Source organism: Citrobacter sp. wls708 (assembly GCF_005281255.1).
Lineage (GTDB): Bacteria > Pseudomonadota > Gammaproteobacteria > Enterobacterales > Enterobacteriaceae > Citrobacter > Citrobacter werkmanii.
In genome coordinates, this window is the sequence record NZ_SZXE01000001.1 from 36,718 (window position 1) to 61,345 (window position 24,628).

18 protein-coding genes are annotated in these 24,628 nt (G+C 52.8%); 14 read left to right on the forward strand and 4 right to left on the reverse strand.

All coding sequences use genetic code 11. The features are described 5' to 3' along the window. The first annotated feature begins 32 nt into the window (after positions 1-32). From FDW97_RS00150 to FDW97_RS00180, 7 genes are all read left to right on the forward strand, one after another. Positions 33-2,297 carry a ComEC family protein gene (locus tag FDW97_RS00150; protein ID WP_137350467.1) on the forward strand — a complete coding sequence of 755 codons (2,265 nt, stop codon included), beginning with the start codon at positions 33-35 and terminating at the stop codon, positions 2,295-2,297. 36 nt (positions 2,298-2,333) lie between these two features. Further along, complete coding sequence (msbA, locus tag FDW97_RS00155) at positions 2,334-4,082, forward strand: lipid A ABC transporter ATP-binding protein/permease MsbA (RefSeq protein ID WP_038639312.1); 1,749 nt, start codon at positions 2,334-2,336, stop codon at positions 4,080-4,082. Beyond that, on the forward strand, positions 4,079-5,056 hold the full coding sequence (lpxK, locus tag FDW97_RS00160; protein ID WP_137350468.1) for a tetraacyldisaccharide 4'-kinase: 978 nt from the start codon (positions 4,079-4,081) through the stop codon (positions 5,054-5,056). Before msbA ends, lpxK begins: the two co-directional genes overlap by 4 nt. Positions 5,057-5,097: 41 nt before the next feature. After that, positions 5,098-6,330, forward strand: a complete 1,233-nt coding sequence (locus tag FDW97_RS00165) for a winged helix-turn-helix domain-containing protein (protein ID WP_085049197.1) — start codon at positions 5,098-5,100, stop codon at positions 6,328-6,330. A 51-nt stretch (positions 6,331-6,381) separates the two neighbouring features. Continuing rightward, positions 6,382-6,564, forward strand: a complete 183-nt coding sequence (gene ycaR / locus FDW97_RS00170) for a protein YcaR (RefSeq protein ID WP_038639323.1) — start codon at positions 6,382-6,384, stop codon at positions 6,562-6,564. Next, entirely contained in the window at positions 6,561-7,307 is a 747-nt protein-coding gene (gene kdsB / locus FDW97_RS00175) for a 3-deoxy-manno-octulosonate cytidylyltransferase (protein ID WP_137350469.1), read from the forward strand. Before ycaR ends, kdsB begins: the two co-directional genes overlap by 4 nt. Positions 7,308-7,472: 165 nt before the next feature. Next, entirely contained in the window at positions 7,473-8,366 is an 894-nt protein-coding gene (locus FDW97_RS00180) for a YcbJ family phosphotransferase (RefSeq protein ID WP_038639330.1), read from the forward strand. Between the two features lie 92 nt (positions 8,367-8,458). Here the strand turns inward: FDW97_RS00180 and elyC are convergent, their stop codons facing one another. Further along, a complete protein-coding gene (gene elyC, locus FDW97_RS00185; protein WP_087857557.1) occupies positions 8,459-9,223 on the reverse strand; it encodes an envelope biogenesis factor ElyC in 765 nt (254 codons plus the stop codon). 135 nt (positions 9,224-9,358) lie between these two features. On the opposite strand from elyC, the gene cmoM reads away from it, so the two are divergent. From cmoM to FDW97_RS00220, 7 genes are all read left to right on the forward strand, one after another. Then, positions 9,359-10,162, forward strand: coding sequence for a tRNA uridine 5-oxyacetic acid(34) methyltransferase CmoM (gene cmoM, locus FDW97_RS00190; protein ID WP_069323253.1), 804 nt, complete (start codon positions 9,359-9,361; stop codon positions 10,160-10,162). Next, positions 10,155-11,477 carry a chromosome partition protein MukF gene (mukF, locus tag FDW97_RS00195; RefSeq protein ID WP_038639340.1) on the forward strand — a complete coding sequence of 441 codons (1,323 nt, stop codon included), beginning with the start codon at positions 10,155-10,157 and terminating at the stop codon, positions 11,475-11,477. Before cmoM ends, mukF begins: the two co-directional genes overlap by 8 nt. After that, positions 11,458-12,162 carry a chromosome partition protein MukE gene (gene mukE / locus FDW97_RS00200; protein ID WP_038639343.1) on the forward strand — a complete coding sequence of 235 codons (705 nt, stop codon included), beginning with the start codon at positions 11,458-11,460 and terminating at the stop codon, positions 12,160-12,162. The genes mukF and mukE overlap by 20 nt, the downstream gene beginning before the upstream one ends. Beyond that, positions 12,162-16,622, forward strand: a complete 4,461-nt coding sequence (gene mukB, locus FDW97_RS00205) for a chromosome partition protein MukB (RefSeq protein WP_038639346.1) — start codon at positions 12,162-12,164, stop codon at positions 16,620-16,622. The genes mukE and mukB overlap by 1 nt, the downstream gene beginning before the upstream one ends. Positions 16,623-16,882: 260 nt before the next feature. Further along, positions 16,883-18,634 carry a L,D-transpeptidase gene (ldtD, locus tag FDW97_RS00210; RefSeq protein WP_085049198.1) on the forward strand — a complete coding sequence of 584 codons (1,752 nt, stop codon included), beginning with the start codon at positions 16,883-16,885 and terminating at the stop codon, positions 18,632-18,634. A 177-nt stretch (positions 18,635-18,811) separates the two neighbouring features. Next, the gene (locus tag FDW97_RS00215; RefSeq protein ID WP_003831948.1) at positions 18,812-19,360 is read left to right on the forward strand and encodes a YcbK family protein; all 549 of its coding nucleotides are present in this window, start codon (positions 18,812-18,814) and stop codon (positions 19,358-19,360) included. 28 nt (positions 19,361-19,388) lie between these two features. Next, entirely contained in the window at positions 19,389-20,036 is a 648-nt protein-coding gene (locus FDW97_RS00220; RefSeq protein ID WP_038639351.1) for an MBL fold metallo-hydrolase, read from the forward strand. A 54-nt stretch (positions 20,037-20,090) separates the two neighbouring features. On the opposite strand, the gene aspC is transcribed toward FDW97_RS00220, so the two are convergent. The 3 genes from aspC to asnS all read right to left on the reverse strand — a co-directional run bounded on the left by aspC (position 20,091) and on the right by asnS (position 24,547). After that, the gene (gene aspC / locus FDW97_RS00225) at positions 20,091-21,281 is read right to left on the reverse strand and encodes an aspartate transaminase (protein WP_085049199.1); all 1,191 of its coding nucleotides are present in this window, start codon (positions 21,279-21,281) and stop codon (positions 20,091-20,093) included. A 183-nt stretch (positions 21,282-21,464) separates the two neighbouring features. Continuing rightward, entirely contained in the window at positions 21,465-22,541 is a 1,077-nt protein-coding gene (ompF, locus tag FDW97_RS00230) for a porin OmpF (RefSeq protein WP_121528839.1), read from the reverse strand. Positions 22,542-23,146: 605 nt separating this feature from the next. Further along, entirely contained in the window at positions 23,147-24,547 is a 1,401-nt protein-coding gene (gene asnS / locus FDW97_RS00235; RefSeq protein WP_038639361.1) for an asparagine--tRNA ligase, read from the reverse strand. Positions 24,548-24,628: the final 81 nt, after the last annotated feature.

Sequence of the window (24,628 nt, forward strand, 5' to 3'; positions counted from 1 at the left end):
TACTACACACTCCCCGCAACAGGGAGGTATTGATGAAAATAACAACGGTGAGTACGTGTGCATTGTGCGGCATTCTTCCTCTGATGCTATTACCCGCGCTACCTGAGATGCTGAGCATCAGCGTTGTATTTTGTCTGGCATGTCTGCTCTGCCTTTTTCCCCACAAACATATGCGTTTCGCCGGGTTGACCCTGCTGTTTTTTCTTTGGGGAATAATGGCGGCGAAAGATGCACTTTGGGCGGGTAATACGCTTCCTGCTAAAAACCAGCAGGCAATTGTGCGCATAACCGGAACCGACAATATGACCACGCACTATGGTCAGATCACGCACCTGCAGGGGCGGCGAATCTTTCCTGCGCAAGGAATTGTGCTGTATGGGCAGTACCTGCCCGGCGACGTTTGCGCGGGCCAGACATGGGCGATGACGCTGAAAGTTCGCGCCGTACACGGTCAATTAAATGAGGGAGGATTTGACAGTCAACGTCACGCGTTAGCACAGCATCGGCCGCTGACGGGACGGTTCTTACAGGCTTCGGTCATCGCGCCACACTGTAGTTTACGTTCGCGATATCTTGCCTCGCTGAAAATGGCACTCGCCGACTATCCCTGGCAGCAGGTCATACTGGGGCTGGGAATGGGAGAGCGCTTGTCCGTGTCACAAGAGGTAAAAGCCATTATGCGTGATACCGGCACGGCGCATTTGATGGCTATCTCCGGGCTGCATATTGCGTTTGCCGCACTTTTGGCGGGAGGACTGATTCGCGGTGGACAATTTTTTATGCCAACCAGATGGATTTGCTGGCAGGTTCCATTGATTGGCGGGATTATCTGCGCGACATTTTATGCCTGGTTAACGGGGCTTCAGCCGCCTGCATTGCGCACGATTGTCGCGCTGATGGTCTGGGGGGCGCTGAAGCTAAGCGGCAGGCAGTGGAGCGGATGGTCGGTCTGGGTCTGTTGTCTCGCAGCCATCGTGGTGGCTGATCCTCTCGCTATTCTGTCACAAAGTCTGTGGTTGTCTGCTTTTGCCGTCGCGGCGCTGATATTCTGGTATCAGTGGGTACCTTTACCTGCCTGGTCGCTCTCTCGCATTGGACGCATACTGCTGGCGCTCGCTCATCTGCAACTGGGTATCACGATTCTGCTTTTGCCTGTGCAAATTTCGATGTTTCACGGCATAAGCCTGACTTCATTGGTGGCTAATATATTTGCCGTACCGCTGGTCACGTTTATTTCCGTACCGCTGATACTAGCCGGCATGCTCGTACATTTAACCGGTCTGGGAGGGCTGGAGTCGGGACTGTGGTATTTAGCCGATCGGTCTCTGGCGCTGTTATTTGGGGGACTTAATGCTTTGCCTCAAGGCTGGATTAACATAGATGCCCGCTGGCAATGGCTTGCATTGGCACCTGGGCTGATGCTCATCGCATGGCGACTGAATGCCTGGCGTACTCTACCGATGCTTTGTTTCACGGCGCTATTTTTGCTGAGTGAACCGCTCTGGCGAGCGCCACGCACGGACGCATGGCAAGTGCATATGCTGGACGTCGGGCAGGGACTGGCGATGGTGATCGCCCGCAATGGAAAAGCGATTCTTTATGATACGGGTCTGGCATGGCCTGAGGGCGATAGCGCGCAGCAACTGATCATTCCCTGGTTACGCTGGCACAACCTCGAGCCTGAAGGGGTTATTTTAAGTCACGAGCATATGGATCATCGGGGAGGGTTGCGCTCGCTGCAACAAGCATGGCCATTCTTATGGATAAGAAGCCCACTAGGCTGGAAAGGTCATCTCCCGTGTTTTCGCGGGGAACGCTGGCAATGGCAAGGATTAACGTTCAGTGCGCATTGGCCGGTGCGCGGAAATACAGCGCAAGGGAATAACCAATCCTGCGTGGTTAAAGTCGATGACGGACATCAGAGTATTCTTCTGACCGGGGATATTGAGTCTCCCGCTGAACAAAAAATGCTAAGTCACTACTGGTCGCATCTGCAGGCTACTGTTATGCAGGTTCCACACCATGGCAGCAATACATCATCATCACTGGCGCTGATTCAGCGAGTTGGCGGACAGGCGGCATTAGCCTCGGCATCCCGTTATAATGCATGGCGACTGCCTTCCTGGAAGGTGAAGCGGCGCTATCGGCAACAAGATTATCAATGGCTGGATACGCCACATCAGGGGCAGATTACGCTGGATTTTTACCCGAAAACCTGGCAAATACGCAGCATGCGGGATCAGATTTTACCCCGTTGGTATCATCAGTGGTTTGGCGTGTCGGAGGATAACGGGTAGAATATGCGGCTATTCTAACAAATGCTGGTTTTTTGAATGCATAACGATAAAGATCTCTCTACGTGGCAGACGTTTCGCCGACTATGGCCAACCATAGCGCCTTTTAAATCGGGTCTGATCGTGGCGGGTATAGCGTTAATCCTTAACGCGGCCAGCGATACCTTCATGTTATCGCTCCTTAAGCCATTACTGGATGATGGTTTTGGTAAAACTGACCGCTCGGTGCTGTTGTGGATGCCGCTGGTGGTCATTGGGCTGATGATAGTTCGTGGCTTAACCAGCTATGTCTCCAGCTACTGTATCTCATGGGTGTCAGGCAAAGTGGTTATGACCATGCGCCGCCGCCTGTTTGGTCACATGATGGGCATGCCAGTCTCCTTTTTTGATAAACAGTCTACAGGTACGTTGCTGTCACGTATTACCTATGATTCAGAACAGGTTGCGTCATCGTCTTCCGGTGCGCTGATCACCGTGGTACGTGAAGGGGCGTCAATTATTGGCCTGTTCATCATGATGTTCTATTACAGCTGGCAGCTGTCATTGATCCTGATAGTACTGGCGCCAATTGTGTCAGTGGCGATTCGTGTGGTTTCTAAGCGCTTTCGTAGCATCAGTAAAAATATGCAAAACACCATGGGGCAGGTTACGACCAGTGCGGAGCAGATGCTGAAAGGCCACAAGGAAGTTCTGATTTTTGGTGGTCAGGAAGTCGAAACCAAACGCTTTGATAAAGTCAGCAACAAGATGCGCTTACAGGGGATGAAGATGGTTTCCGCCTCTTCTATCTCCGATCCTATCATCCAGTTGATTGCGTCTCTGGCTCTGGCCTTTGTGTTATATGCAGCCAGTTTCCCAAGCGTCATGGAAAACCTGACGGCAGGGACCATTACCGTTGTTTTCTCGTCAATGATCGCGCTGATGCGTCCGTTGAAATCGCTGACTAACGTCAACGCGCAGTTCCAGCGTGGTATGGCGGCATGCCAGACCTTATTTACGATTCTGGATAGCGAACAGGAGAAAGACGAAGGTAAACGCGTTATCGAACGCGCTACCGGCGATCTGGAATTCCGCAATGTGACCTTTACTTATCCAGGACGTGAAGCCCCTGCGCTGCGTAACATCAACCTGAATATTCCGGCGGGCAAAACTGTCGCTCTGGTGGGGCGTTCGGGTTCAGGTAAATCCACCATCGCCAGCCTGATCACGCGCTTCTACGATATCGATGAAGGGCAGATTCTGATGGACGGACACGATCTGCGCGAATATACCCTCGCATCCCTGCGCGATCAGGTTGCTTTGGTTTCGCAGAATGTGCACCTGTTTAACGATACGGTAGCCAATAACATCGCCTACGCGCGTACCGATTTATACAGTCGCGAACAGATTGAAAAAGCGGCGCAGATGGCCTATGCCATGGATTTCATCAATAAGATGGATAATGGTCTGGATACGGTGATTGGCGAAAACGGCGTACTGCTTTCCGGTGGACAGCGCCAACGTATCGCTATCGCCCGTGCCTTACTGCGTGACAGTCCGATCCTGATCCTTGATGAAGCTACGTCGGCTCTCGATACTGAATCCGAACGCGCGATTCAGGCGGCACTGGATGAGCTACAGAAAAACCGTACTTCTCTGGTCATTGCACACCGTCTTTCTACCATTGAGCAGGCGGATGAAATCATCGTGGTGGAAGACGGGGTGATTGTTGAGCGCGGAACCCATAACGAGCTGATTGAGCAACGCGGCGTGTATGCGCAATTACACAAAATGCAATTTGGTCAATGATCGCACGTATCTGGTCTGGTGAATCGCCGCTGTGGCGCTTATTACTTCCACTCTCCTGGCTGTATGGCCTGGTGAGTGGGGGGATCCGCTTATGCTACAAACTTGGGCTCAAGCGCACATGGCGCGCGCCGGTACCAGTGGTCGTAGTGGGAAACCTTACCGCAGGCGGGAACGGTAAAACGCCGGTGGTGATTTGGCTGGTTGAACGACTACAGCAACGTGGTATCCGCGTAGGCGTGGTTTCTCGTGGTTATGGCGGAAAAGCCGCAGCTTACCCGCTGTTGCTGACAACGGATACCACGACTGCAGAAGCGGGCGATGAACCGGTGCTCATCTACCAGCGTACCGGCGTGCCTGTAGCGGTCTCTCCGAACAGAGCGGATGCGGTAAAAGCTATTTTGGCGCATCATGATGTGCAGATTATTGTGACGGACGATGGTCTGCAGCACTATCGTCTGGCGCGAGATGTTGAAATCGTGGTGATTGACGGCGAGCGTCGGTTTGGCAATGGCTGGTGGCTTCCTGCCGGTCCAATGCGGGAACGCGCAGGCCGGCTTAAATCGGTGGATGCGACAATCGTTAACGGCGGCAGTCCACAGCCGGGGGAGATCCCCATGCGACTTGAACCAGGGCGGGCCGTTAATTTACGCACGGGTGAACGCCGTGATGTGGCACAGCTAACCAATATTGTCGCCATGGCGGGTATTGGTCATCCGCCACGTTTTTTTGCCACGCTTGAAGCGTGCGGAGCCAAACCACAAAAATGTATTGCGCTGGCAGATCATCAATCTCTGACCTACAGTGACGTCAGTGCGTTTTCAGACGCAGGGCAAACGCTGGTGATGACGGAAAAAGATGCGGTTAAATGCCGCGCATTTGCTGATGATAACTGGTGGTATTTACCTGTGGACGCACATTTGTCAGGCGAACGGCCTGATGTGTTGCTGGATAGCTTAATCTCGCTGACTCGCTAACGGATTCAAGCTGCGGCAGCGAATCATTTATGAGGTCATAAATGTCGTTGCCGCACCTTTCTCTGACGGATGCTCGTCATCTTCACCTTGCCGCTCAAGGTCTGCTGAAAAAAACACGCCGCCGGGCATCTCCTGCCGATATTCTTGCCACCATTTCGCGCATATCTTTATTGCAAATCGATACCATCAATATTGTGGCGCGCAGTCCTTACCTGGTGCTGTTCAGTCGTTTAGGTGATTATTCCCCGCAATGGCTGGATGACTCGCTACGGCAGGGTGAACTGATGGAGTACTGGGCGCACGAGGCCTGCTTTATGCCGCGCAGTGACTTTATGCTGATACGCCACCGCATGCTGGCGCCGGAGAAAATGGGCTGGAAATATAAAGCGGCGTGGATGGCAGAACATGCCCATGAGATTGAGCAGTTACTCCAGCATATCCATCATAATGGGCCGGTACGCTCAGCCGATTTTGAACATCCCCGTAAGGGGGCTAACGGTTGGTGGGAATGGAAGCCGCATAAGCGACACCTTGAAGGACTGTTTACTGCCGGGAAAGTCATGGTGGTGGAGCGGCGTAATTTCCAGCGAGTCTATGATTTAACCCATCGCGTCATGCCGCATTGGGATGATGAACGTGACAGGCTTTCACAAGAGGAAGCCGAAATTGTCATGCTGGACAACAGCGCCCGTAGTCTGGGGATTTTTCGCGAACAGTGGTTGGCAGACTACTATCGTTTGAAGCGTCCGGGATTAAAAAACTGGTGTGATGTGCGCAAGGAACAGCAACAAATTATTCCGGTCGACGTTGAAGGGCTGGGAACCCTGTGGTTGCATAGCGATCTTCAACCGCTGCTTGAGCAGGCATTGGCGGGTAAATTAACAGCAACGCATAGCACGGTTTTATCGCCGTTTGATCCGGTGGTCTGGGATCGCAAACGGGCAGAGCAGCTATTTGATTTTAGCTATCGGCTGGAATGTTATACGCCAGCAGCGAAACGACAATACGGTTATTTTGTCCTGCCTTTACTGCATCATGGGCAGTTAGTGGGGCGGATGGATGCCAAAATGCACCGTAAAACAGGTGTACTGGAGGTGATTTCGCTATGGTTACAGGATGGGGTCAAACCTGGCATTACTCTGCAAAAAGGGTTGTTCCAGGCGATTGATGATTTTGCCCGCTGGCAGCAGGCAACGCGCGTGACGCTGGGGCGCTGTCCTGAAGGTATATTTGCTGGTGTACGTCATGGCTGGGAAATAGCCCCAGCCCGTTAAGCGATTATGTTAATATTTACGGATTCACAATCCGGTCCATCTGGAGGAACTATGGATCATCGTCTGCTTGAAATCATTGCCTGCCCGGTATGCAATGGCAAACTCTGGTTTAACCAGGAAAAACAGGAACTAATTTGTAAACCGGATAACCTTGCTTTCCCACTGCGTGATGGCATTCCCGTTTTACTGGAAACCGAAGCTCGCGTTCTGACTGCGGATGAGAGTAAATCATGAGTTTTGTGGTCATTATTCCTGCGCGTTATGCGTCCACCCGTTTGCCGGGCAAGCCGCTTTTGGATATCAACGGCAAGCCGATGATCGTGCATGTGCTGGAGCGTGCGCGTGAATCTGGCGCTGAGCGCATTATCGTTGCCACCGATCATGAAGATGTCGCTCGTGCGGTAGAAGCGGTGGGAGGGGAAGTTTGCATGACCCGGGCCGATCACCAGTCTGGTACCGAGCGTCTGGCGGAAGTCGTCGAGAAATGTGGCTTTAGCGATGATACCGTTATTGTGAACGTTCAGGGTGATGAGCCGATGATCCCAGCGGTCATTATTCGTCAGGTGGCCGAAAATCTGGCGCAACGCCAGGTTGGCATGGCGACCCTTGCGGCTCCCATTCATAATGCGGAAGAAGCATTCAATCCGAATGCGGTTAAAGTCGTTCTGGACAGCGAAGGCTATGCGCTCTATTTTTCGCGCGCAACGATTCCCTGGGATCGCGACCGTTTTGCCAAAAGCCTGGAAACGGTAGGCGATACCTTCCTGCGTCACCTCGGTATTTACGGTTATCGCGCCGGTTTTATTCGCCGCTATGTTAACTGGCAGCCCAGCCCGCTTGAGCATATTGAAATGCTGGAGCAACTGCGTGTGCTGTGGTACGGCGAAAAAATTCACGTGGCCGTCGCTAAAGAAGTACCGGGTACTGGCGTAGACACTGCTGAGGATCTTGAACGCGTTCGCGCTGAAATGCGTTAGTTTTTCTCATGGCACTCCACCCATAATACCGCCTATTTTTGGGAGGAGTGTCGTATCGTTACGTTTTCCCTGTGCTTTTCTTTTCATCAATTGATCTCATCCGGGTGACATCTGTCTGCGCGACGCTCATTATGAAAGCAGTAGCTTTTATGAGGGCAATCTGAAATGGAACAGTTGCGTGCCGAACTCAGCCATCTGCTGGGTGAAAAACTCAGTCGTATTGAATGCGTGAATGAGAAAGTGGATACCGCCCTGTGGTCACTGTACGACAGTCAGGGTAATCCGATGCCGCTGATGGCGAGAAGTTTCACCACGCCGGGGATGGCGCAGCAGCTGGCATGGAAAACCTCCATGCTGGCGCGCAGTGGCACGGTACGTATGCCGGTCATTTATGGCGTCTTAACGCATGAGGAGCATCCCGGTCCTGATGTGCTCCTGCTTGAGCGTCTACGCGGCGTGCCGGTGGAAGCGCCTGCCCGAACGCCCGAGCGCTGGGAACATTTAAAAGATCAAATCGTAGAAGGTTTGCTGTCATGGCATCGGCAGGACAGCCGCGGCTGCGTGGGAGCGGTGGATAACACGCAAGAGAACATCTGGCCGTCCTGGTATCGCCAGCGTGTCGAGGTATTGTGGAGCACGTTGAATCAGTTCAACAATACTGGGCTGACGATGCAGGACAAGCGGATTCTGTTCCGCACCCGTGAATGTTTACCCGACTTATTTGCCGGATTTAATGATAACTGCGTGCTGATCCACGGCAATTTCAGTTTACGCAGCATGCTCAAAGATGCTCGTAGCGATCAGCTCCTGGCGATGGTGGGACCGGGCTTGATGCTATGGGCGCCAAGAGAATATGAATTGTTCCGCTTAATGGATAATGCGCTGGCGGAAAGCCTGCTTTGGCAATATCTGCAACGCGCGCCAGTGGCGGAGTCATTCATCTGGCGGCGCTGGTTGTATGTGTTATGGGATGAGGTGGCGCAACTGGTCAATACCGGACGCTTTAATCGTTCCAACTTTGATCTGGCGACAAAATCCCTGCTGCCGTGGCTCGCCTGATCAACACGTGCACACCGTATCCGGCCTGGAATTCTGCGCTGACCCGTAGGCCTGATAAGACGCGATAGCGTCGCCATCAGGCAATATTTCGGTCAATGTCCCGCTCCCTTCAGCCACTGCCAGATGCGCCCCAGCGTTTCGTATCCGGCACGATCGCTGTGCATCAGCCAGACCGGCGAGGGAATTGCCCGCTCCCATGGATTAAGCGGGGAATCAATCGCTAACTGATTGGCAGGTGCTGGCAGCGGATGTAGCCCGGCCTGCTGGAAGAAAATCATGGCACGCGGTAAGTGCGACGCGGAGGTCACCAGCAGAAACGGCGCGTTGCCGATGGCCTGTTTTACTGCCGCTGCTTCTTCTTCAGTATCTTTGGGTTGATCCAGCGTGATGATGTCACCCGCCGGCACCCCCAGCGACTTTGCTACGCGGGCGCCAGCTTCCGCGGTACTAACGTTATTCGTTTTTGCGGCGGCACCGGTAAAGATAAGCTTCGATCCTGGATTCGCGCGCCATAGGCGAATACCTTCATTCAGGCGTGGAAGGCTATTGTTAATCAGGTTTGAACTCGGCGCCCACTGAGGGTTCCAGGTATATCCCCCGCCCAGCACCACAATGTATTCCACTTTTTGCGTATCCTGCCAGGTGGGATAGCTGTCCTCAATGGGCTTGAGCAGACTGTCGGCGACGGGTTGTAAACTCAGGAGTAATAGCGCCAGCCAACTCAGGCTGATACACACTTTCCCTGTTTTTTGAAAGCGGCTAAACCAGACCAGCGCCAGGCCAATACCCATCATTGTTAGCATCAGCGGAAGCGGCAGCATCATACCGCCAATCACTTTCTTCAGCGTAAAAAGCATCCTTTTTGGTTCCTTTTTTAACCATACAGCAGGGGATCTGCAGGGATATTACACCAGGAAGGTTCATTCTCGGCGCGGGTGTGACAAAATAGCGGTTTTACTTAGTCACCCTAAAGCCAGTATGTGGAGAGCCCGATGCGGGATCGCAATTTTGATGACATTGCAGAGAAGTTTTCCCGTAACATTTACGGCACCACCAAAGGCCAATTAAGACAGGCTATTCTTTGGCAGGATTTGGATCGATTATTGGCGACATTCGGCGAGCAGCAATTGCATATTCTGGATGCCGGCGGCGGTGAAGGGCAAACGGCCATCAAGATGGCGGAACGTGGGCACTTCGTGACATTATGCGATCTGTCAGGCGAAATGATCGCCCGTGCGCGACAGGCGGCAGAGGCAAAAGGTGTGAGCGGAAACATGCATTTCATACAATGCGCCGCTCAGGACGTTACTGCGCATTTGGAAACCCCGGTTGATCTGATATTGTTTCATGCTGTGCTGGAATGGGTGACGGATCCCGTCAGCGTGTTGCAGACGTTGTGGTCAGTATTGCGTCCCGGCGGCGCGCTGTCGTTAATGTTCTACAATGCTAACGGTCTGTTGATGCATAACATGGTCGCAGGGAACTTTGACTATGTGCAGGTGGGGATGCCGAAACGTAAAAAGCGTACGCTTTCACCGGACTACCCACGCGATCCGGGGCAGGTTTACCAGTGGCTGGAACAGATCGGTTGGCAGATAACAAGTAAAACGGGCGTCCGAGTGTTTCATGACTATCTGCGGGATAAGCATAAACAACATGACGACTATGAAATGTTACTTGAGTTAGAAACGCGCTATTGCCGCCAGGAACCGTATATCAGCCTTGGGCGCTATATTCATGTCACCGCGATTAAAAGTCCGGCCCGAGCCGCAGATGCAAGGATAACCTATGAGTGAATTTTCCCAGACAGTCCCCGAACTGGTTGCCTGGGCCAGAAAAAATGACTTCTCCATCTCTCTGCCGGTAGACAGACTTTCGTTCCTGCTGGCGGTCGCCACTCTGAACGGCGAGCGACTTGACGGCGAGATGAGTGAAGGTGAGCTGGTGGATGCGTTCCGCCATGTGAGTGATGCGTTTGAGCAAACCAGCGAAACCATTGGCGTACGTGCTAACAACGCGATTAACGATATGGTGCGTCAACGTCTGCTGAACCGCTTTACCAGCGAGCAGGCGGAAGGCAATGCCATATATCGTTTAACGCCGCTCGGGATTGGCATCACGGATTACTACATACGTCAGCGCGAATTCTCTACGCTGCGTCTTTCAATGCAACTGTCGATTGTTGCAGGCGAACTGAAGCGCGCGGCGGATGCGGCAGCGGAAGGCGGCGATGAGTTCCACTGGCATCGCAATGTTTACGCGCCATTGAAATATTCGGTGGCGGAGATTTTCGACAGTATCGATCTCACCCAGCGCATCATGGATGAACAGCAGCAGCAGGTGAAAGACGATATCGCGCAGTTGCTAAACAAAGACTGGCGGGCGGCGATTTCCAGCTGTGAACTGCTGCTTTCTGAAACTTCCGGGACGCTGCGCGAACTGCAGGATACGTTGGAAGCGGCGGGGGATAAGCTACAGGCAAACCTGCTACGAATCCAGGATGCCACGATGGCGCATGACGATTTGCATTTTGTCGACAGACTGGTGTTTGACTTACAAAGTAAGCTCGACCGTATTATCAGTTGGGGCCAGCAGTCTATTGATTTGTGGATCGGTTACGATCGCCATGTGCATAAGTTTATCCGTACCGCGATTGATATGGATAAAAACCGCGTCTTTGCCCAGCGTTTGCGCCAGTCCGTGCAGACTTATTTTGACGATCCATGGGCGCTGACTTATGCCAACGCCGACCGTCTGCTGGATATGCGTGATGAAGAGATGGTCCTGCGTGACGAAGAGGTCACCGGTGAGCTTCCGACAGATCTGGAATATGAAGAATTTAACGAGATCCGTGAGCAACTGGCGGCGATCATCGAAGAACAGTTGGCTATCTACAAATCCAGACAAACGCCACTGGATCTCGGTTTGGTAGTGCGCGAGTATCTGGCGCAATATCCACGTGCGCGTCACTTCGACGTCGCGCGTATTGTTATCGATCAGGCGGTACGTCTTGGCGTAGCGCAAGCAGATTTCACCGGACTGCCAGCCAAATGGCAGCCGATTAATGATTACGGAGCCAAGGTACAGGCGCATGTCATTGACAAATATTGAACAAGTGATGCCGGTAAAGCTGGCGCAGGCGCTGGCGAATCCGTTATTTCCGGCGCTGGATAGCGCCTTACGTTCGGGCCGACATATCGGCCTGGATGAACTGGATAATCATGCCTTCCTGATGGATTTTCAGGAATATTTTGAAGAATTTTATAGCCGCTATAACGTGGAACTGATCCGCGCGCCGGAAGGATTCTTCTACCTTCGTCCGCGTTCAACGACGCTCATTCCGCGTTCGGTTCTGTCCGAACTGGACATGATGGTGGGTAAAATTCTTTGCTATCTCTATCTCAGCCCGGAACGCCTGGCGAATGAAGGGATTTTTACCCAGCAAGAGTTATACGACGAGTTGTTGACGCTGGCGGATGAAGCGAAACTGCTGAAGCTGGTGAACAATCGTTCAACCGGTTCGGACGTTGACCGTCAAAAGCTACAGGAAAAGGTACGTTCTTCGCTAAACCGTCTGCGTCGCTTAGGCATGGTGTGGTTTCTGGGTCACGACAGCAGCAAATTCCGTATTACGGAATCGGTCTTCCGCTTTGGCGCGGACGTACGCACCGGTGACGATCCGCGCGAAGCACAGCGTCGCTTAATTCGTGATGGCGAAGCGATGCCGGTCGAGAACCGCCTGCAGCTCAACGATGAGCCCGAAGAGAATCAGCCGGACAGTGGAGAAGAAGAATAATGATTGAACGCGGTAAATTTCGCTCACTTACGCTGATTAACTGGAATGGCTTTTTTGCCCGTACGTTCGACCTGGATGAATTGGTCACCACGCTGTCCGGTGGTAACGGTGCGGGAAAATCCACGACCATGGCGGCATTTGTTACGGCGCTCATCCCGGATTTAACCCTGCTGCATTTCCGTAATACCACCGAAGCCGGTGCGACCAGCGGTTCACGTGACAAAGGTCTGCACGGTAAGCTGAAGGCGGGGGTCTGTTACTCAATGCTTGACGTCCTCAACTCCCGCCATCAGCGCGTGGTTGTCGGCGTTCGTCTGCAACAGGTTGCCGGTCGCGATCGTAAAGTGGATATCAAGCCGTTTGCCATTCAGGGGCTGCCGATGTCGGTGCAGCCCACTCAGTTGGTTACGGAAACGCTGAACGAACGCCAGGCGCGCGTCCTGTCTCTCCCTGAGCTGAAAGAGAAGCTTGATGAGATGGAAGGCGTGCAGTTTAAGCAGTTCAACTCGATAACGGATTATCACTCGCTGATGTTCGATCTGGGCATCATTGCCCGTCGTCTGCGCTCTGCGTCCGATCGTAGTAAATTCTATCGTCTGATTGAAGCCTCGCTGTATGGCGGTATCTCCAGCGCTATTACTCGCTCGCTGCGTGATTACCTGCTGCCAGAAAACAGCGGCGTACGCAAAGCGTTCCAGGATATGGAAGCCGCACTGCGTGAAAACCGCATGACCCTGGAAGCCATTCGCGTAACCCAGTCTGACCGCGATCTGTTTAAGCATTTGATCAGCGAAGCGACCAACTACGTGGCAGCGGATTATATGCGCCATGCCAACGAGCGCCGTATTCATCTGGATAAAGCGCTGGAATATCGTCGTGAACTGCATACCTCACGCAAGCAGTTGGCTGCTGAGCAGTATAAGCACGTGGATATGGCGCGCGAACTGGGCGAGCACAACGGCGCGGAAGGCGATCTGGAAGCTGATTACCAGGCGGCGAGCGATCACCTCAATCTGGTGCAAACCGCGCTGCGTCAGCAGGAAAAAATTGAACGATATGAAGCGGATCTCGAGGAATTACAGATCCGTCTCGAAGAACAAAATGAGGTCGTCGCGGAAGCCGTTGACCGCCAGGATGAAAACGAAGCCCGCGCGGAAGCCGCTGAGCTGGAAGTGGATGAGCTGAAAAGTCAGCTTGCCGATTATCAGCAGGCGCTGGATGTCCAGCAAACGCGAGCTATCCAGTATACCCAGGCGATTCAGGCGTTAAGCCGGGCCAAAGAGTTGTGCCACTTACCGGATCTGACAGCCGACAGCGCTGCCGAATGGCTGGAAACCTTCCAGGCCAAAGAGCAGGAAGCCACAGAAAAACTGTTGACGCTGGAACAAAAAATGAGCGTGGCGCAAACCGCGCACAGCCAGTTCGAACAGGCTTATCAGTTGGTGGCGGCGATTAACGGCCCACTGGCGCGTGGTGAGGCCTGGAGCGTGGCGCGTGAACTGCTGCGGGAAGGCGTTGAGCAGCGTCACCTGGCGGAACAGGTTCAGCCGTTGCGTATGCGTCTTAGCGAACTGGAGCAGCGTCTGCGCGAGCAGCAGGACGCCGAGCGGCTGTTGGCTGAATTCTGCAAACGCCAGGGCAAACAGTTCGATATCGATGAACTGGAAGCGCTGCATCAGGAGCTGGAAGCGCGCATCGCCGCCTTGTCGGACAGCGTATCCTCAGCCAGTGAACAGCGAATGACGCTGCGTCAGGAACAGGAACAACTGCAGTCGCGTATCCAGCATTTGATGAAACGCGCGCCGGTCTGGCTGGCCGCGCAAAATAGCCTGAATCAACTTAGCGAACAGTGCGGCGAAGAGTTTACCTCCAGCCAGGACGTGACCGAGTATCTGCAGCAATTGCTGGAGCGCGAGCGTGAAGCCATTGTTGAGCGCGATGAAGTTGGCGCGCGCAAAAACGCGGTTGATGAAGAAATTGAACGTTTAAGTCAGCCGGGCGGGGCGGAAGATCAGCGTCTGAACGCGCTGGCGGAACGCTTCGGCGGCGTGCTGCTGTCTGAAATTTATGACGACGTTAGCCTTGAAGATGCGCCGTATTTCTCCGCGCTGTACGGTCCGTCGCGCCATGCTATCGTGGTGCCGGATCTGTCGCTGATTACCGAACAGCTTGAAGGGCTGACGGATTGTCCGGAAGATCTCTATTTTATCGAAGGGGATCCGCAGTCGTTTGATGACAGCGTTTTCAGCGTTGATGAGCTGGAAAAAGCGGTGGTGGTGAAAACAGCCGAACGTCAGTGGCGTTATTCCCGCTTCCCAACGGTGCCGATTTTTGGCCGCGCCGCGCGCGAAAGCCGTATCGAAACCCTGCATGCCGAGCGTGAAGGGCTGTCTGAACGTTTCGCCACGCTCTCTTTTGACGTCCAGAAAACCCAGCGTCTGCATCAGGCGTTCAGCCGCTTTATCGGCAGCCATTTATCGGTGGCGTTTGAAGCTGATCCAGAAGCGGAAATTCGTCAGTTGAACAGCCGCCGCGTTGAGCTGGAGCGTGCGCTGACCAATCATGAAAATGATAATCAGCAAAGCCGTATGCAGTTTGAACAGGCGAAAGAGGGGGTTTCTGCGCTGAACCGCCTGCTGCCGCGTTTAAATCTGCTGGCCGATGAAACGCTTGCCGATCGCGTGGACGAAATTCGTGAGCGTCTGGATGAAGCTCAGGAAGCGGCGCGTTTTGTGCAGCAGCACGGCAATCAGTTAGCCAAACTGGAACCGATGGTTTCGGTTCTGCAAAATGACCCTGAGCAGTTTGAACAACTGAAGGAAGATTACGCCTATTCCCAGCAGATGCAGCGTGATGCGCGTCAGCAGGCGTTTGCGCTGACAGAGGTCGTACAACGTCGGGCGCACTTTAGCTATTCCGATTCAGCCGAAATGCTGAGCGGCAACAGCGATCTGAACGAAAAACTGCGCCAACGCCTGGAACAGGCGGAAGCTGAACGTACCCGCGCTCGTGAAGCGCTGCGCAGCCACGCCGCGCAGTTAAGCCAGTACAACCAGGTCATGGCGTCGCTGAAAAGCTCCTATGACACTAAAAAAGAACTGCTCAACGATTTACAACGTGAACTGCAGGATATCGGCGTTCGTGCTGACAGCGGTGCGGAAGAGCGTGCCCGTATTCGTCGGGATGAACTGCACGCGCAGCTCAGTAACAACCGTGCGCGCCGTAACCAGCTGGAAAAAGCGCTGACCTTCTGCGAAGCGGAGATGGACAACCTGACCCGCAAACTGCGCAAACTGGAACGCGATTATTTTGAGATGCGCGAACAGGTAGTGATGGCGAAAGCCGGCTGGTGTGCCGTGATGCGCATGGTGAAAGACAACGGCGTTGAACGCCGTCTGCACCGTCGCGAGCTGGCATATCTTTCTGGTGATGAACTGCGTTCGATGTCGGATAAGGCGCTCGGTGCGCTGCGTCTGGCGGTGGCGGATAACGAACACCTGCGTGATGTGTTGCGCATGTCTGAAGATCCGAAGCGCCCGGAGCGTAAAATTCAGTTCTTTGTCGCGGTTTATCAGCATCTGCGTGAACGTATTCGTCAGGATATTATTCGTACCGACGATCCGGTGGAAGCGATTGAACAGATGGAGATCGAACTGAGCCGTCTGACGGAAGAATTAACCTCGCGTGAACAGAAGCTGGCGATCAGCTCCCGCAGCGTGGCGAACATCATTCGTAAGACGATTCAGCGCGAACAAAACCGTATTCGTATGCTGAACCAGGGGCTGCAAAACGTGTCGTTTGGTCAGGTCAACAGCGTACGTCTGAACGTCAACGTGCGTGAAACGCATGCCACCTTGCTGGACGTACTTTCCGAGCAGCATGAACAGCACCAGGATCTGTTTAACAGCAACCGTCTGACCTTCTCTGAAGCACTGGCGAAGCTGTATCAGCGACTGAATCCGCAGATTGATATGGGGCAACGCACGCCGCAAACCATTGGTGAAGAGCTGCTGGACTACCGTAACTATCTGGAAATGGAAGTCGAGGTTAACCGTGGATCTGACGGTTGGCTGCGTGCTGAATCTGGCGCACTGTCCACCGGTGAAGCGATCGGGACCGGGATGTCTATTCTGGTGATGGTTGTGCAAAGCTGGGAAGACGAAGGTCGCAGACTGCGTGGGAAAGATATCTCGCCATGCCGACTGTTGTTCCTTGATGAAGCCGCACGACTGGATGCCCGCTCCATCGCGACCCTGTTTGAACTGTGCGAGCGTTTGCAGATGCAACTGATTATCGCGGCACCGGAAAACATCAGCCCGGAGAAAGGCACCACCTACAAACTGGTGCGTAAAGTCTTCCAGAACACCGAGCACGTTCACGTGGTGGGGCTACGCGGGTTTGCCCCGCAGTTACCTGAACCACTGCCGGGAACTGAAGACGCTTCCTCACAGGCAAGCTAACGAAGAAGGCGGCTAAATAGCCGCCTTCTGCTTTTCTGAAAAGCACGTAATGCCTGGTGTGATTTCTTTAGACTTCTTTACATTAGGTTAGGCAAAAACTATTTGATGTTTATATACTAAAGGTAAGCCTAACGCATCGCAGGCTTGCTCGTCATACTTCAGCGTGTATTGGCGTTTTACAGGTCCGACCCCAACTAACTTAGGGGGAATGCATACGGCCTGGCTATCCAAAGTATGATAAAGAAAACAGGGGGCAAGGGATGTTGCTTAATAAAATGTGTGGTCGTCGGCTCTCGGCAATCAGTTTGTGCCTGGCCGTAACATTCGCTCCACTGTTCAATGCGCAGGCCGACGAGCCTGAAATGATTCCTGGCGATAGCTCAGCGTCCGTCAGTGAACAGCCTACGGCGTTATCGCAACCGCAGGTTCAATCTTCCGCTACTGCTATTATGGCGGGTATTCAACCGCTGCCAGAGGGCATGTCTGTCGATAAGGCGCGCGCCGACTTACAATCTCAACTTCCAGCGGGCTTCACGCCGGTATACATGAGTCAGTTGGAGCTGCTGTACGCTGCGCGCGATATGAAACCGATGTGGGAAAATCGTGATGCGGTAAAAGCATTTCAGCAACAGTTAGCCGAGGTGGCGATTGCTGGTTTCCAGCCGCAATTTACCACTTGGGTCGCATTGCTGACTGACCCGGCGGTAACCGGTCAGGCGCGAGACATCGTACTTTCTGATGCCCTGATGGGATATCTGCACTTTATCGCGAATATTCCTGTCAAAGGTAATCGCTGGCTCTACAGTAACAAGCCCTATGCGCTGGCAACTCCGCCGATTTCCGTGATCAACCAATGGCAGGTGGCGCTGGATAATGGCCAACTGACGTCGTTTATTGCCAGCCTGGCGCCTCAGCATCCGCAGTATGCAGCCATGCATGAATCGTTGCTAAAACTGGTGAGCGATACGCGTCCCTGGCCGCAGTTAACCAGTACCGCGACGCTGCGTCCTGGCGAGTGGAGTAACGACATCCCCGCGTTGCGTGAAATTTTACGCCGTACCGGGATGCTCGAATCAGTCGTCAGTACGGCAGCTAAAGAAGGGCGTAGCGCTTACGGCAGTGAACTGGTCGAGGCGGTGAAGCGGTTTCAGACCTGGCAGGGGCTGGGGGCTGATGGCGCAATTGGACCCGCAACGCGTGACTGGCTGAACGTAACGCCCGCGCAGCGTGCGGGGGTGCTGGCGTTGAATATTCAGCGTTTGCGCCTGCTGCCGAGTGACTTATCTACCGGTATCATGGTCAATATTCCTGCCTACTCGCTGGTCTATTACCAGAACGGTAATCAGGTGCTGGCCTCCCGTGTCATCGTCGGGCGTCCCGATCGTAAAACGCCGATGATGAGCAGTGCGCTGAATAATGTGGTCGTGAACCCGCCGTGGAACGTCCCGCCGACGCTGGCACGAAAAGATATTCTGCCTAAGTTGTGGAATGATCCGGGATACCTTGAGCGTCACGGCTATACCGTAATGCGCGGCTGGAATAGCAAAGAGACGATAGATCCGTGGCAGGTTGACTGGGCGACCATCACCGCATCCAATCTGCCGTTCCGCTTCCAGCAGGCGCCGGGCGCGCGTAACTCACTCGGACGTTATAAATTTAATATGCCGAGTTCAGATGCTATTTATTTGCACGATACGCCGAATCACAATCTGTTCCAGAAAGATACGCGGGCGCTTAGTTCAGGCTGCGTGCGTGTGAATAAGGCATCTGAGCTGGCGAATATGCTGTTACAGGATGCGGGATGGAATGATTCGCGCATCTCGGACGCCCTGAAGCAAGGGGATACACGGTACGTGAATATTCGCCAGAATATTCCGGTCAATCTCTACTACCTGACCGCGTTTGTGGGAGCGGATGGTCGGACGCAGTATCGTACAGATATTTACAATTACGATCTGACAGCGCGATCCAGCGCACAAATTGTGTCAAAAGCCGAACAATTAATCAGATAAATGAAGCAGTTCGAGAAAAATGATTGTCGTAAGTTATGTCGGAAACGGGGCAAAATGGCTGTAAGCCCCGTATTTCCTGGGGTTGGGAGCCTTGACGTAGACTACTTAGCCAGATAAGGTTTCCCGCGTGCGCTAGAGCATACATACGATAACATTGACCTTGTAGATCTTAATACCATGGACAAATTTGACGCTAATCGCCGCAAACTGCTGGCGCTTGGTGGCATTGCCCTCGGCGCTGCCATCCTGCCTACGCCCGCGTTTGCCACACTCTCTACCCCACGTCCGCGTATCTTGACTCTGAATAACCTGCATACCGGTGAGTCAATAAAAGCAGAGTTTTTTGATGGCAGGGGCTATATTCAGGACGAATTAGCAAAACTTAACCACTTTTTCCGTGATTTTCGGGCCAATAAAGTGAAATCCATTGACCCGGGATTGTTTGACCAACTCTTCCGTCTGCAGGGCCTGCTGGGCACGCGTAAACCCGTACAGCTGATCTCTGGCTATCGCTCAATCGATACCAATAATGAACTCCGTGCGCGCAGCCGTGGTGTCGCTAAGAAAAGCTACCACACGAAAGGCCAGGCTATGGATTTCCATATTGAAGGCATCGCATTAAGTAATATTCGCAAAGCTGCGTTATCTATGCGCGCAGGTGGTGTAGGATACTACCCCAGCAGTAACTTTGTGCATATTGACACCGGACCTGCACGGCACTGGTGATCCGTAAGCTTAATGAAACAGGAGCTGTATGAACTATCGTATTATTCCGGTCACTGCATTTGCCCAGAACTGCTCGTTAATCTGGTGTGAGCAGACTCGTCTGGCCGCGCTGGTCGATCCCGGCGGCGATGCCGGGAAAATCAAACAGGAAGTGGATGCCAGCGGTCTGACGCTTATGCAGATCCTGCTCACTCATGGTCATCTTGACCACGTTGGGGCGGCGGCTGAACTGGCACAGCATTATGGTGTCCCGGTTATTGGCCCGGAAAAAGAAGATGAGTTCTGGCTACAGGGGCTGCCTGCTCAGAGCAGGATGTTTGGCCTGGGAGATTGTGAGCCGCTGACGCCCGATCGCTGGTTAAATGAAGGCGACCGGATAAGCGTGGGCAATGTGACGTTACACGTACTGCATTGTCCGGGCCACACGCCGGGGCATGTGGTCTTCTTTGATGAGCAGTCAAAATTACTGATTTCGGGTGACGTGATTTTCAAAGGCGGCGTAGGACGCAGCGACTTCCCGCGCGGCGATCACAGCCAATTGATTGATTCGATTAAACGTAAACTGTTGCCGTTGGGCGATGACGTGACGTTTATTCCGGGCCACGGTCCACTTTCTACGCTGGGTCACGAACGGTTGCATAACCCGTTCCTGCAGGATGAAATGCCTGTCTGGTAAAAGCGCAGATAAATAAAAAGGCCGCGATTGCGGCCTTTTTTTGTGCGCTATTGATTACAGTACTGCGACAATCGCTTCGCACAGCGGCGCCATGTTATCTGGCGTCATTCCGGCTACGTTTACACGTCCGGAAGCGACGGCATAGACACCAAACTCTTCACGCAGACGCAGAACCTGCTCTTTAGACAGGCCGCTGAATGAGAACATGCCGTTCTGTTTGATGATAAAGCTGAAGTCGCGGCTTGCACCTTTCTCCTGCAGCGTATTCACGAACAGTAAACGCATGCGCTGAATGCGTTGGCGCATATCAGTCAGCTCTTGTTCCCAGATGGCGCGCAGCGCGTCGTTGCTCAGAATCGTAGCGACTACGGATGCGCCGTGTGCCGGCGGGTTGGAATAGTTAGCACGAATGGCTGATTTCATCTGGCTAAACGCGCGGTCAACGGTTTCAGCATCGGCTGCAACCAGCGTACAGGCGCCTACGCGCTCATTGTACAGACCAAAGTTCTTGGAGTAGGAGCTGGCGACGATCAGCTCTTTGTGCAGCGCCGCGAATGCGCGCAGACCTTCCGCATCTTCTTCCAGACCACGGGCAAAACCCTGGTAGGCGAAGTCAAACAGCGGCAACCAACCTTTATCGACGGAAAGCTGAGCCAGCGTTTGCCACTGCTCCAATGTTGGATCGATACCGGTTGGGTTATGGCAGCAGCCGTGGAATAACACCACGTCGCCTGCCTGCGCTTCGCTGAGGCTTGCCAGCATCGCATCAAAGTCTAAAGAGTGGTTTGCCGCATCGTAATAATTGTATTCACGAACTTCCAGACCGGCAGAGTTAAAGACGCTCTTATGGTTCGGCCAGCTTGGATTGCTCACCCAAACGCGTTTAGCCGAGGTGTTTTTTGCCAGGAAATCAGCTGCTACACGCAGTGCGCCAGTACCACCAGGGGTCTGTGCTGTACGTGCGCGTTTGTCGTTGATAAGCGAACTCTCTTTACCAAACAGTAATTCCTGAGTGCAGCGACCAAACTCTGGAATACCGTCAATGCCAAGGTAGTTTTTGGTGGTTTCATTTTCCAGTATATATTGCTCGGCTTTTTTAACGCTGGTCAGTACCGGCGTTTTGCCTGTCTCATCTTTATATACACCGATCCCGAGGTTTATTTTTCCTGGGCGGTCATCGGCACGAAACAAATCAGCCAGACCCAAAATAGGGTCGGCAGGAGCGGCGGTAATGTTCTCAAACATGACGAGGTTCCATAGTGATTACAGAAGGGAAGTCCGCTATCAGGTTAACGGTAGATTTACAAAATGCCAACCGTTACTGACGAAAAGCTGAGGTGTTTTTTTAAGACGCAAGAATCCGCTAGCAGAGATAAAAAAACAGGACCGAAGTCCTGTTTTTTAGGCATTTAACAAAGAGGTCTGCTATTAGAACTGGTAAACGATACCTACTGCGACGGTGTCGTCAGAGCCTACGCCCAGTTTGTTGTCAGAATCGATCTGGTTGATGATGTAATCAACATAGGTGGACATGTTTTTGTTGAAGTAGTAAGTCGCACCCACTTCGAAGTAGTTCACCAGATCTACGTCACCGATGCCTTCAATGTCCTTACCTTTAGATTTGGTATAGGCGAGGGACGGACGCAGGCCGAAGTCGAACTGATACTGGGCAACCAACAGCACGTCTTCAGTTTTGTTGGCATAACCGTTAGCGATACGGGTAGCGTTGTGGGTTTCGCTGTAGTTCGCCGCCAGGTAGATGTTGTTCGCATCGTACTTAACGCCGGTCGCCCACTGCTCAGCTTTGTCGCCATGGCCGCGCAGAGCCGGGTTTTGTTGAGCATCGGTACGGTCAGCCGCACCGTAAGCACCTACGATACCGAAGCCGTCGAATTCGTAGCTGATAGAACCGCCAACGCCATCACCGTTAGAGCGACGAACGTCATCACGCTCATTTTTGCCCAGGTACTGAACGGCGAAGTTCAGACCTTCAACCAGACCGAAGAAGTTGGAGTTACGGTAGGTTGCGAGACCGCCGTTACGCTGGGAGAAGAACTGGTCAGAAGCAGCGGTATCACCACCGAATTCTGGCAGCATATCGGTGTAACCCAGCGCATCGTATACGACGCCGTAGTTACGACCGTAGTCGAAGGAGCCCGCGTCGCCGAATTTCAGACCGGCGAACGCCAGACGGGTTTTGTTGCCTTTCTGGGCATCGTCACCGCCTTCTGGGTTATTGCCGCTGAACTGGTATTCCCACTGGCCGTAACCGGTCAGTTGGTCGTTAATCTGAGTTTCCCCTTTGAAACCAAGACGGGCATAGGTCTGATCGCCGTTAGGCGCGTAGGCGTTATCACCGTTGTTCTTGGAAAAATAGTGCAGACCCACGGCTTTACCGTAAATGTCTACTTTGTTGCCATCTTTGTTATAAACTTCTGCAGCGTTAGCTGCCCCGGCTACCAGCAGAGCAGGGATAACCACTGCCAGAATATTGCGCTTCATCATTATTTATTACCCTCATCGGTTTTTATATGACACCTGCCACTGCCGCCAATAAATTCCGTCAATAAAAATTTACGGAACTATTGATGAGAGTTTGGTGTCTTTATGTGTCTGACAGGCATCTTTCCATTCAAACTATCGTTTCGCTACTCTCAAAGTGCTACAAATATAAAGATTTGGTTTCAAAAAGAAAAAATGTGTAACAATATGTTATTTTTGTGCAACTTTGTGAACAACTTCAAACTTCAGATGTCTCCGCGCTAAAAACCACCCCTGTTATTTCTATTTATATGATTTTCTTATATTTAATTTTGCTAAGACCGCTTTTTCTTCGCTATGACTAAAAGAACTGATTTAACTGAAGGTGATTTATGGACATCTGGACAGCCATGTGAAAGGTTAAAAAATGTACTATTTAATCAGAAAATGCTAATCCACAATAAAACTGCTGATTATTTTTTGTTCGAATGTGTTGCTGTGAAATATTACGTAACAGGAAGAGGGGAGGCGAAGGGTTGTATTTAACGTGTTATGGGGATCCCTGTAACGTGGCGCGGTTACAAAAAAGGCCAGCAATGAATGCTGGCCTTTGGATTAAAAATTCAGTTTTAGAAGCTGGCGTTACGCGGAGTACGCGGGAACGGAATGACATCACGGACGTTCTGCACGCCAGTAACGTAGGCAATCAGACGCTCGAAGCCTAAGCCGAAGCCGGAATGCGGAACGGTACCGTAGCGGCGCAGGTCGCGATACCACCAGTAATCTTCTTTATTCAGACCCATCTCCAGCATACGGGCATCCAGCACGTCCAGACGCTCTTCACGCTGAGAACCACCGATGATTTCACCGATTCCCGGAGCCAGTACGTCCATTGCCGCAACGGTTTTACCGTCTTCGTTAAGGCGCATATAAAACGCTTTGATATCTTTCGGGTAGTTTTTAACCACGACCGGCGCTTTAAAGTGCTCTTCAGCAAGATAACGTTCGTGCTCGGAAGAGAGATCCACACCCCAGTAAACCGGGTTTTCAAACTGTTTGCCGCATTTTTCGAGAATGCTTACCGCGTCGGTGTAGTCCACCTGCGCGAAGTCGGCGTCAATGAAACGTTCCAGGCGTGAAATCGCGTCTTTGTCGACGCGTTCAGCGAAGAATTTCATATCATCCGCACGCTCTGCCAGTACGGCCTTGAAAGCATACTTCAGCATGGCTTCAGCGAGGCCAGCCACGTCGTCCAGGTTAGCGAAAGCCACTTCTGGCTCCAGCATCCAGAACTCCGCCAGGTGACGGCTGGTGTTAGAGTTTTCTGCACGGAACGTCGGGCCAAAGGTATAAATTTTGGACAGGGCGCAGGCGTAGGTTTCGCCGTTCAACTGACCGGAAACGGTCAGGAAGGCTTCTTTACCGAAGAAGTCTTTATCGAAATCGACTTTTCCCTGATCGTTACGCGGCAGGTTTTCCAGATCCAGCGTAGAAACACGGAACATTTCACCGGCACCTTCTGTGTCGGAAGCGGTGATCAGCGGCGTGGATACCCAAAAGAAACCCTGCTCATGGAAGAAGCGATGCAGCGCTTGCGCCAGCGTATGACGTACACGTGCTACCGCACCAATCATGTTGGTACGCGGACGCATGTGCGCGACTTCACGCAGATACTCAATGCTGTGACGCTTGGCCGCCATCGGGTAGGTGTCAGGATCTTCAACCCAGCCCGCGACTTCAACCTCAGTGGCCTGAATTTCAAAGCTCTGTCCCTGTCCAGGCGACGCAACGACTTTACCCGTTACGATAACTGAACAGCCGGTTGTCAGGCGCAATACGTCCTGATTGTAATTGGGCAGAGAATTATTGATGACGGCCTGTACAGGATCAAAGCAGGAACCGTCATAAACGGCGAGGAAGGAGATGCCAGCTTTTGAATCTCGGCGGGTACGTACCCATCCGCGCACGGTGACTTCGCTGTCAACGGCTACGCGGCCCTGGAGTACGTCGGCTACAGGCACAACGCTCATAATATTCTCTCTGTTAATAGTCGGATATATAAACACATGTCCACCCGTAATGGGGGGGATACCTATGTTACCTGGCATCTG

Coding starts and splice junctions, on each gene's coding strand:
- lpxK (WP_137350468.1), top strand. CDS start 4,079: ATGATCGCACGTATCTGGTCTGGTGAATCGCCGCTGTGGCGCTTATTA.
- FDW97_RS00150 (WP_137350467.1), top strand. CDS start 33: ATGAAAATAACAACGGTGAGTACGTGTGCATTGTGCGGCATTCTTCCT.
- cmoM (WP_069323253.1), top strand. CDS start 9,359: ATGCGGGATCGCAATTTTGATGACATTGCAGAGAAGTTTTCCCGTAAC.
- mukF (WP_038639340.1), top strand. CDS start 10,155: ATGAGTGAATTTTCCCAGACAGTCCCCGAACTGGTTGCCTGGGCCAGA.
- ycaR (WP_038639323.1), top strand. CDS start 6,382: ATGGATCATCGTCTGCTTGAAATCATTGCCTGCCCGGTATGCAATGGC.
- mukB (WP_038639346.1), top strand. CDS start 12,162: ATGATTGAACGCGGTAAATTTCGCTCACTTACGCTGATTAACTGGAAT.
- aspC (WP_085049199.1), bottom strand. CDS start 21,281: ATGTTTGAGAACATTACCGCCGCTCCTGCCGACCCTATTTTGGGTCTG.
- msbA (WP_038639312.1), top strand. CDS start 2,334: ATGCATAACGATAAAGATCTCTCTACGTGGCAGACGTTTCGCCGACTA.
- ldtD (WP_085049198.1), top strand. CDS start 16,883: ATGTTGCTTAATAAAATGTGTGGTCGTCGGCTCTCGGCAATCAGTTTG.
- FDW97_RS00180 (WP_038639330.1), top strand. CDS start 7,473: ATGGAACAGTTGCGTGCCGAACTCAGCCATCTGCTGGGTGAAAAACTC.
- kdsB (WP_137350469.1), top strand. CDS start 6,561: ATGAGTTTTGTGGTCATTATTCCTGCGCGTTATGCGTCCACCCGTTTG.
- FDW97_RS00215 (WP_003831948.1), top strand. CDS start 18,812: ATGGACAAATTTGACGCTAATCGCCGCAAACTGCTGGCGCTTGGTGGC.
- elyC (WP_087857557.1), bottom strand. CDS start 9,223: ATGCTTTTTACGCTGAAGAAAGTGATTGGCGGTATGATGCTGCCGCTT.
- FDW97_RS00165 (WP_085049197.1), top strand. CDS start 5,098: ATGTCGTTGCCGCACCTTTCTCTGACGGATGCTCGTCATCTTCACCTT.
- mukE (WP_038639343.1), top strand. CDS start 11,458: ATGTCATTGACAAATATTGAACAAGTGATGCCGGTAAAGCTGGCGCAG.
- ompF (WP_121528839.1), bottom strand. CDS start 22,541: ATGATGAAGCGCAATATTCTGGCAGTGGTTATCCCTGCTCTGCTGGTA.
- FDW97_RS00220 (WP_038639351.1), top strand. CDS start 19,389: ATGAACTATCGTATTATTCCGGTCACTGCATTTGCCCAGAACTGCTCG.
- asnS (WP_038639361.1), bottom strand. CDS start 24,547: ATGAGCGTTGTGCCTGTAGCCGACGTACTCCAGGGCCGCGTAGCCGTT.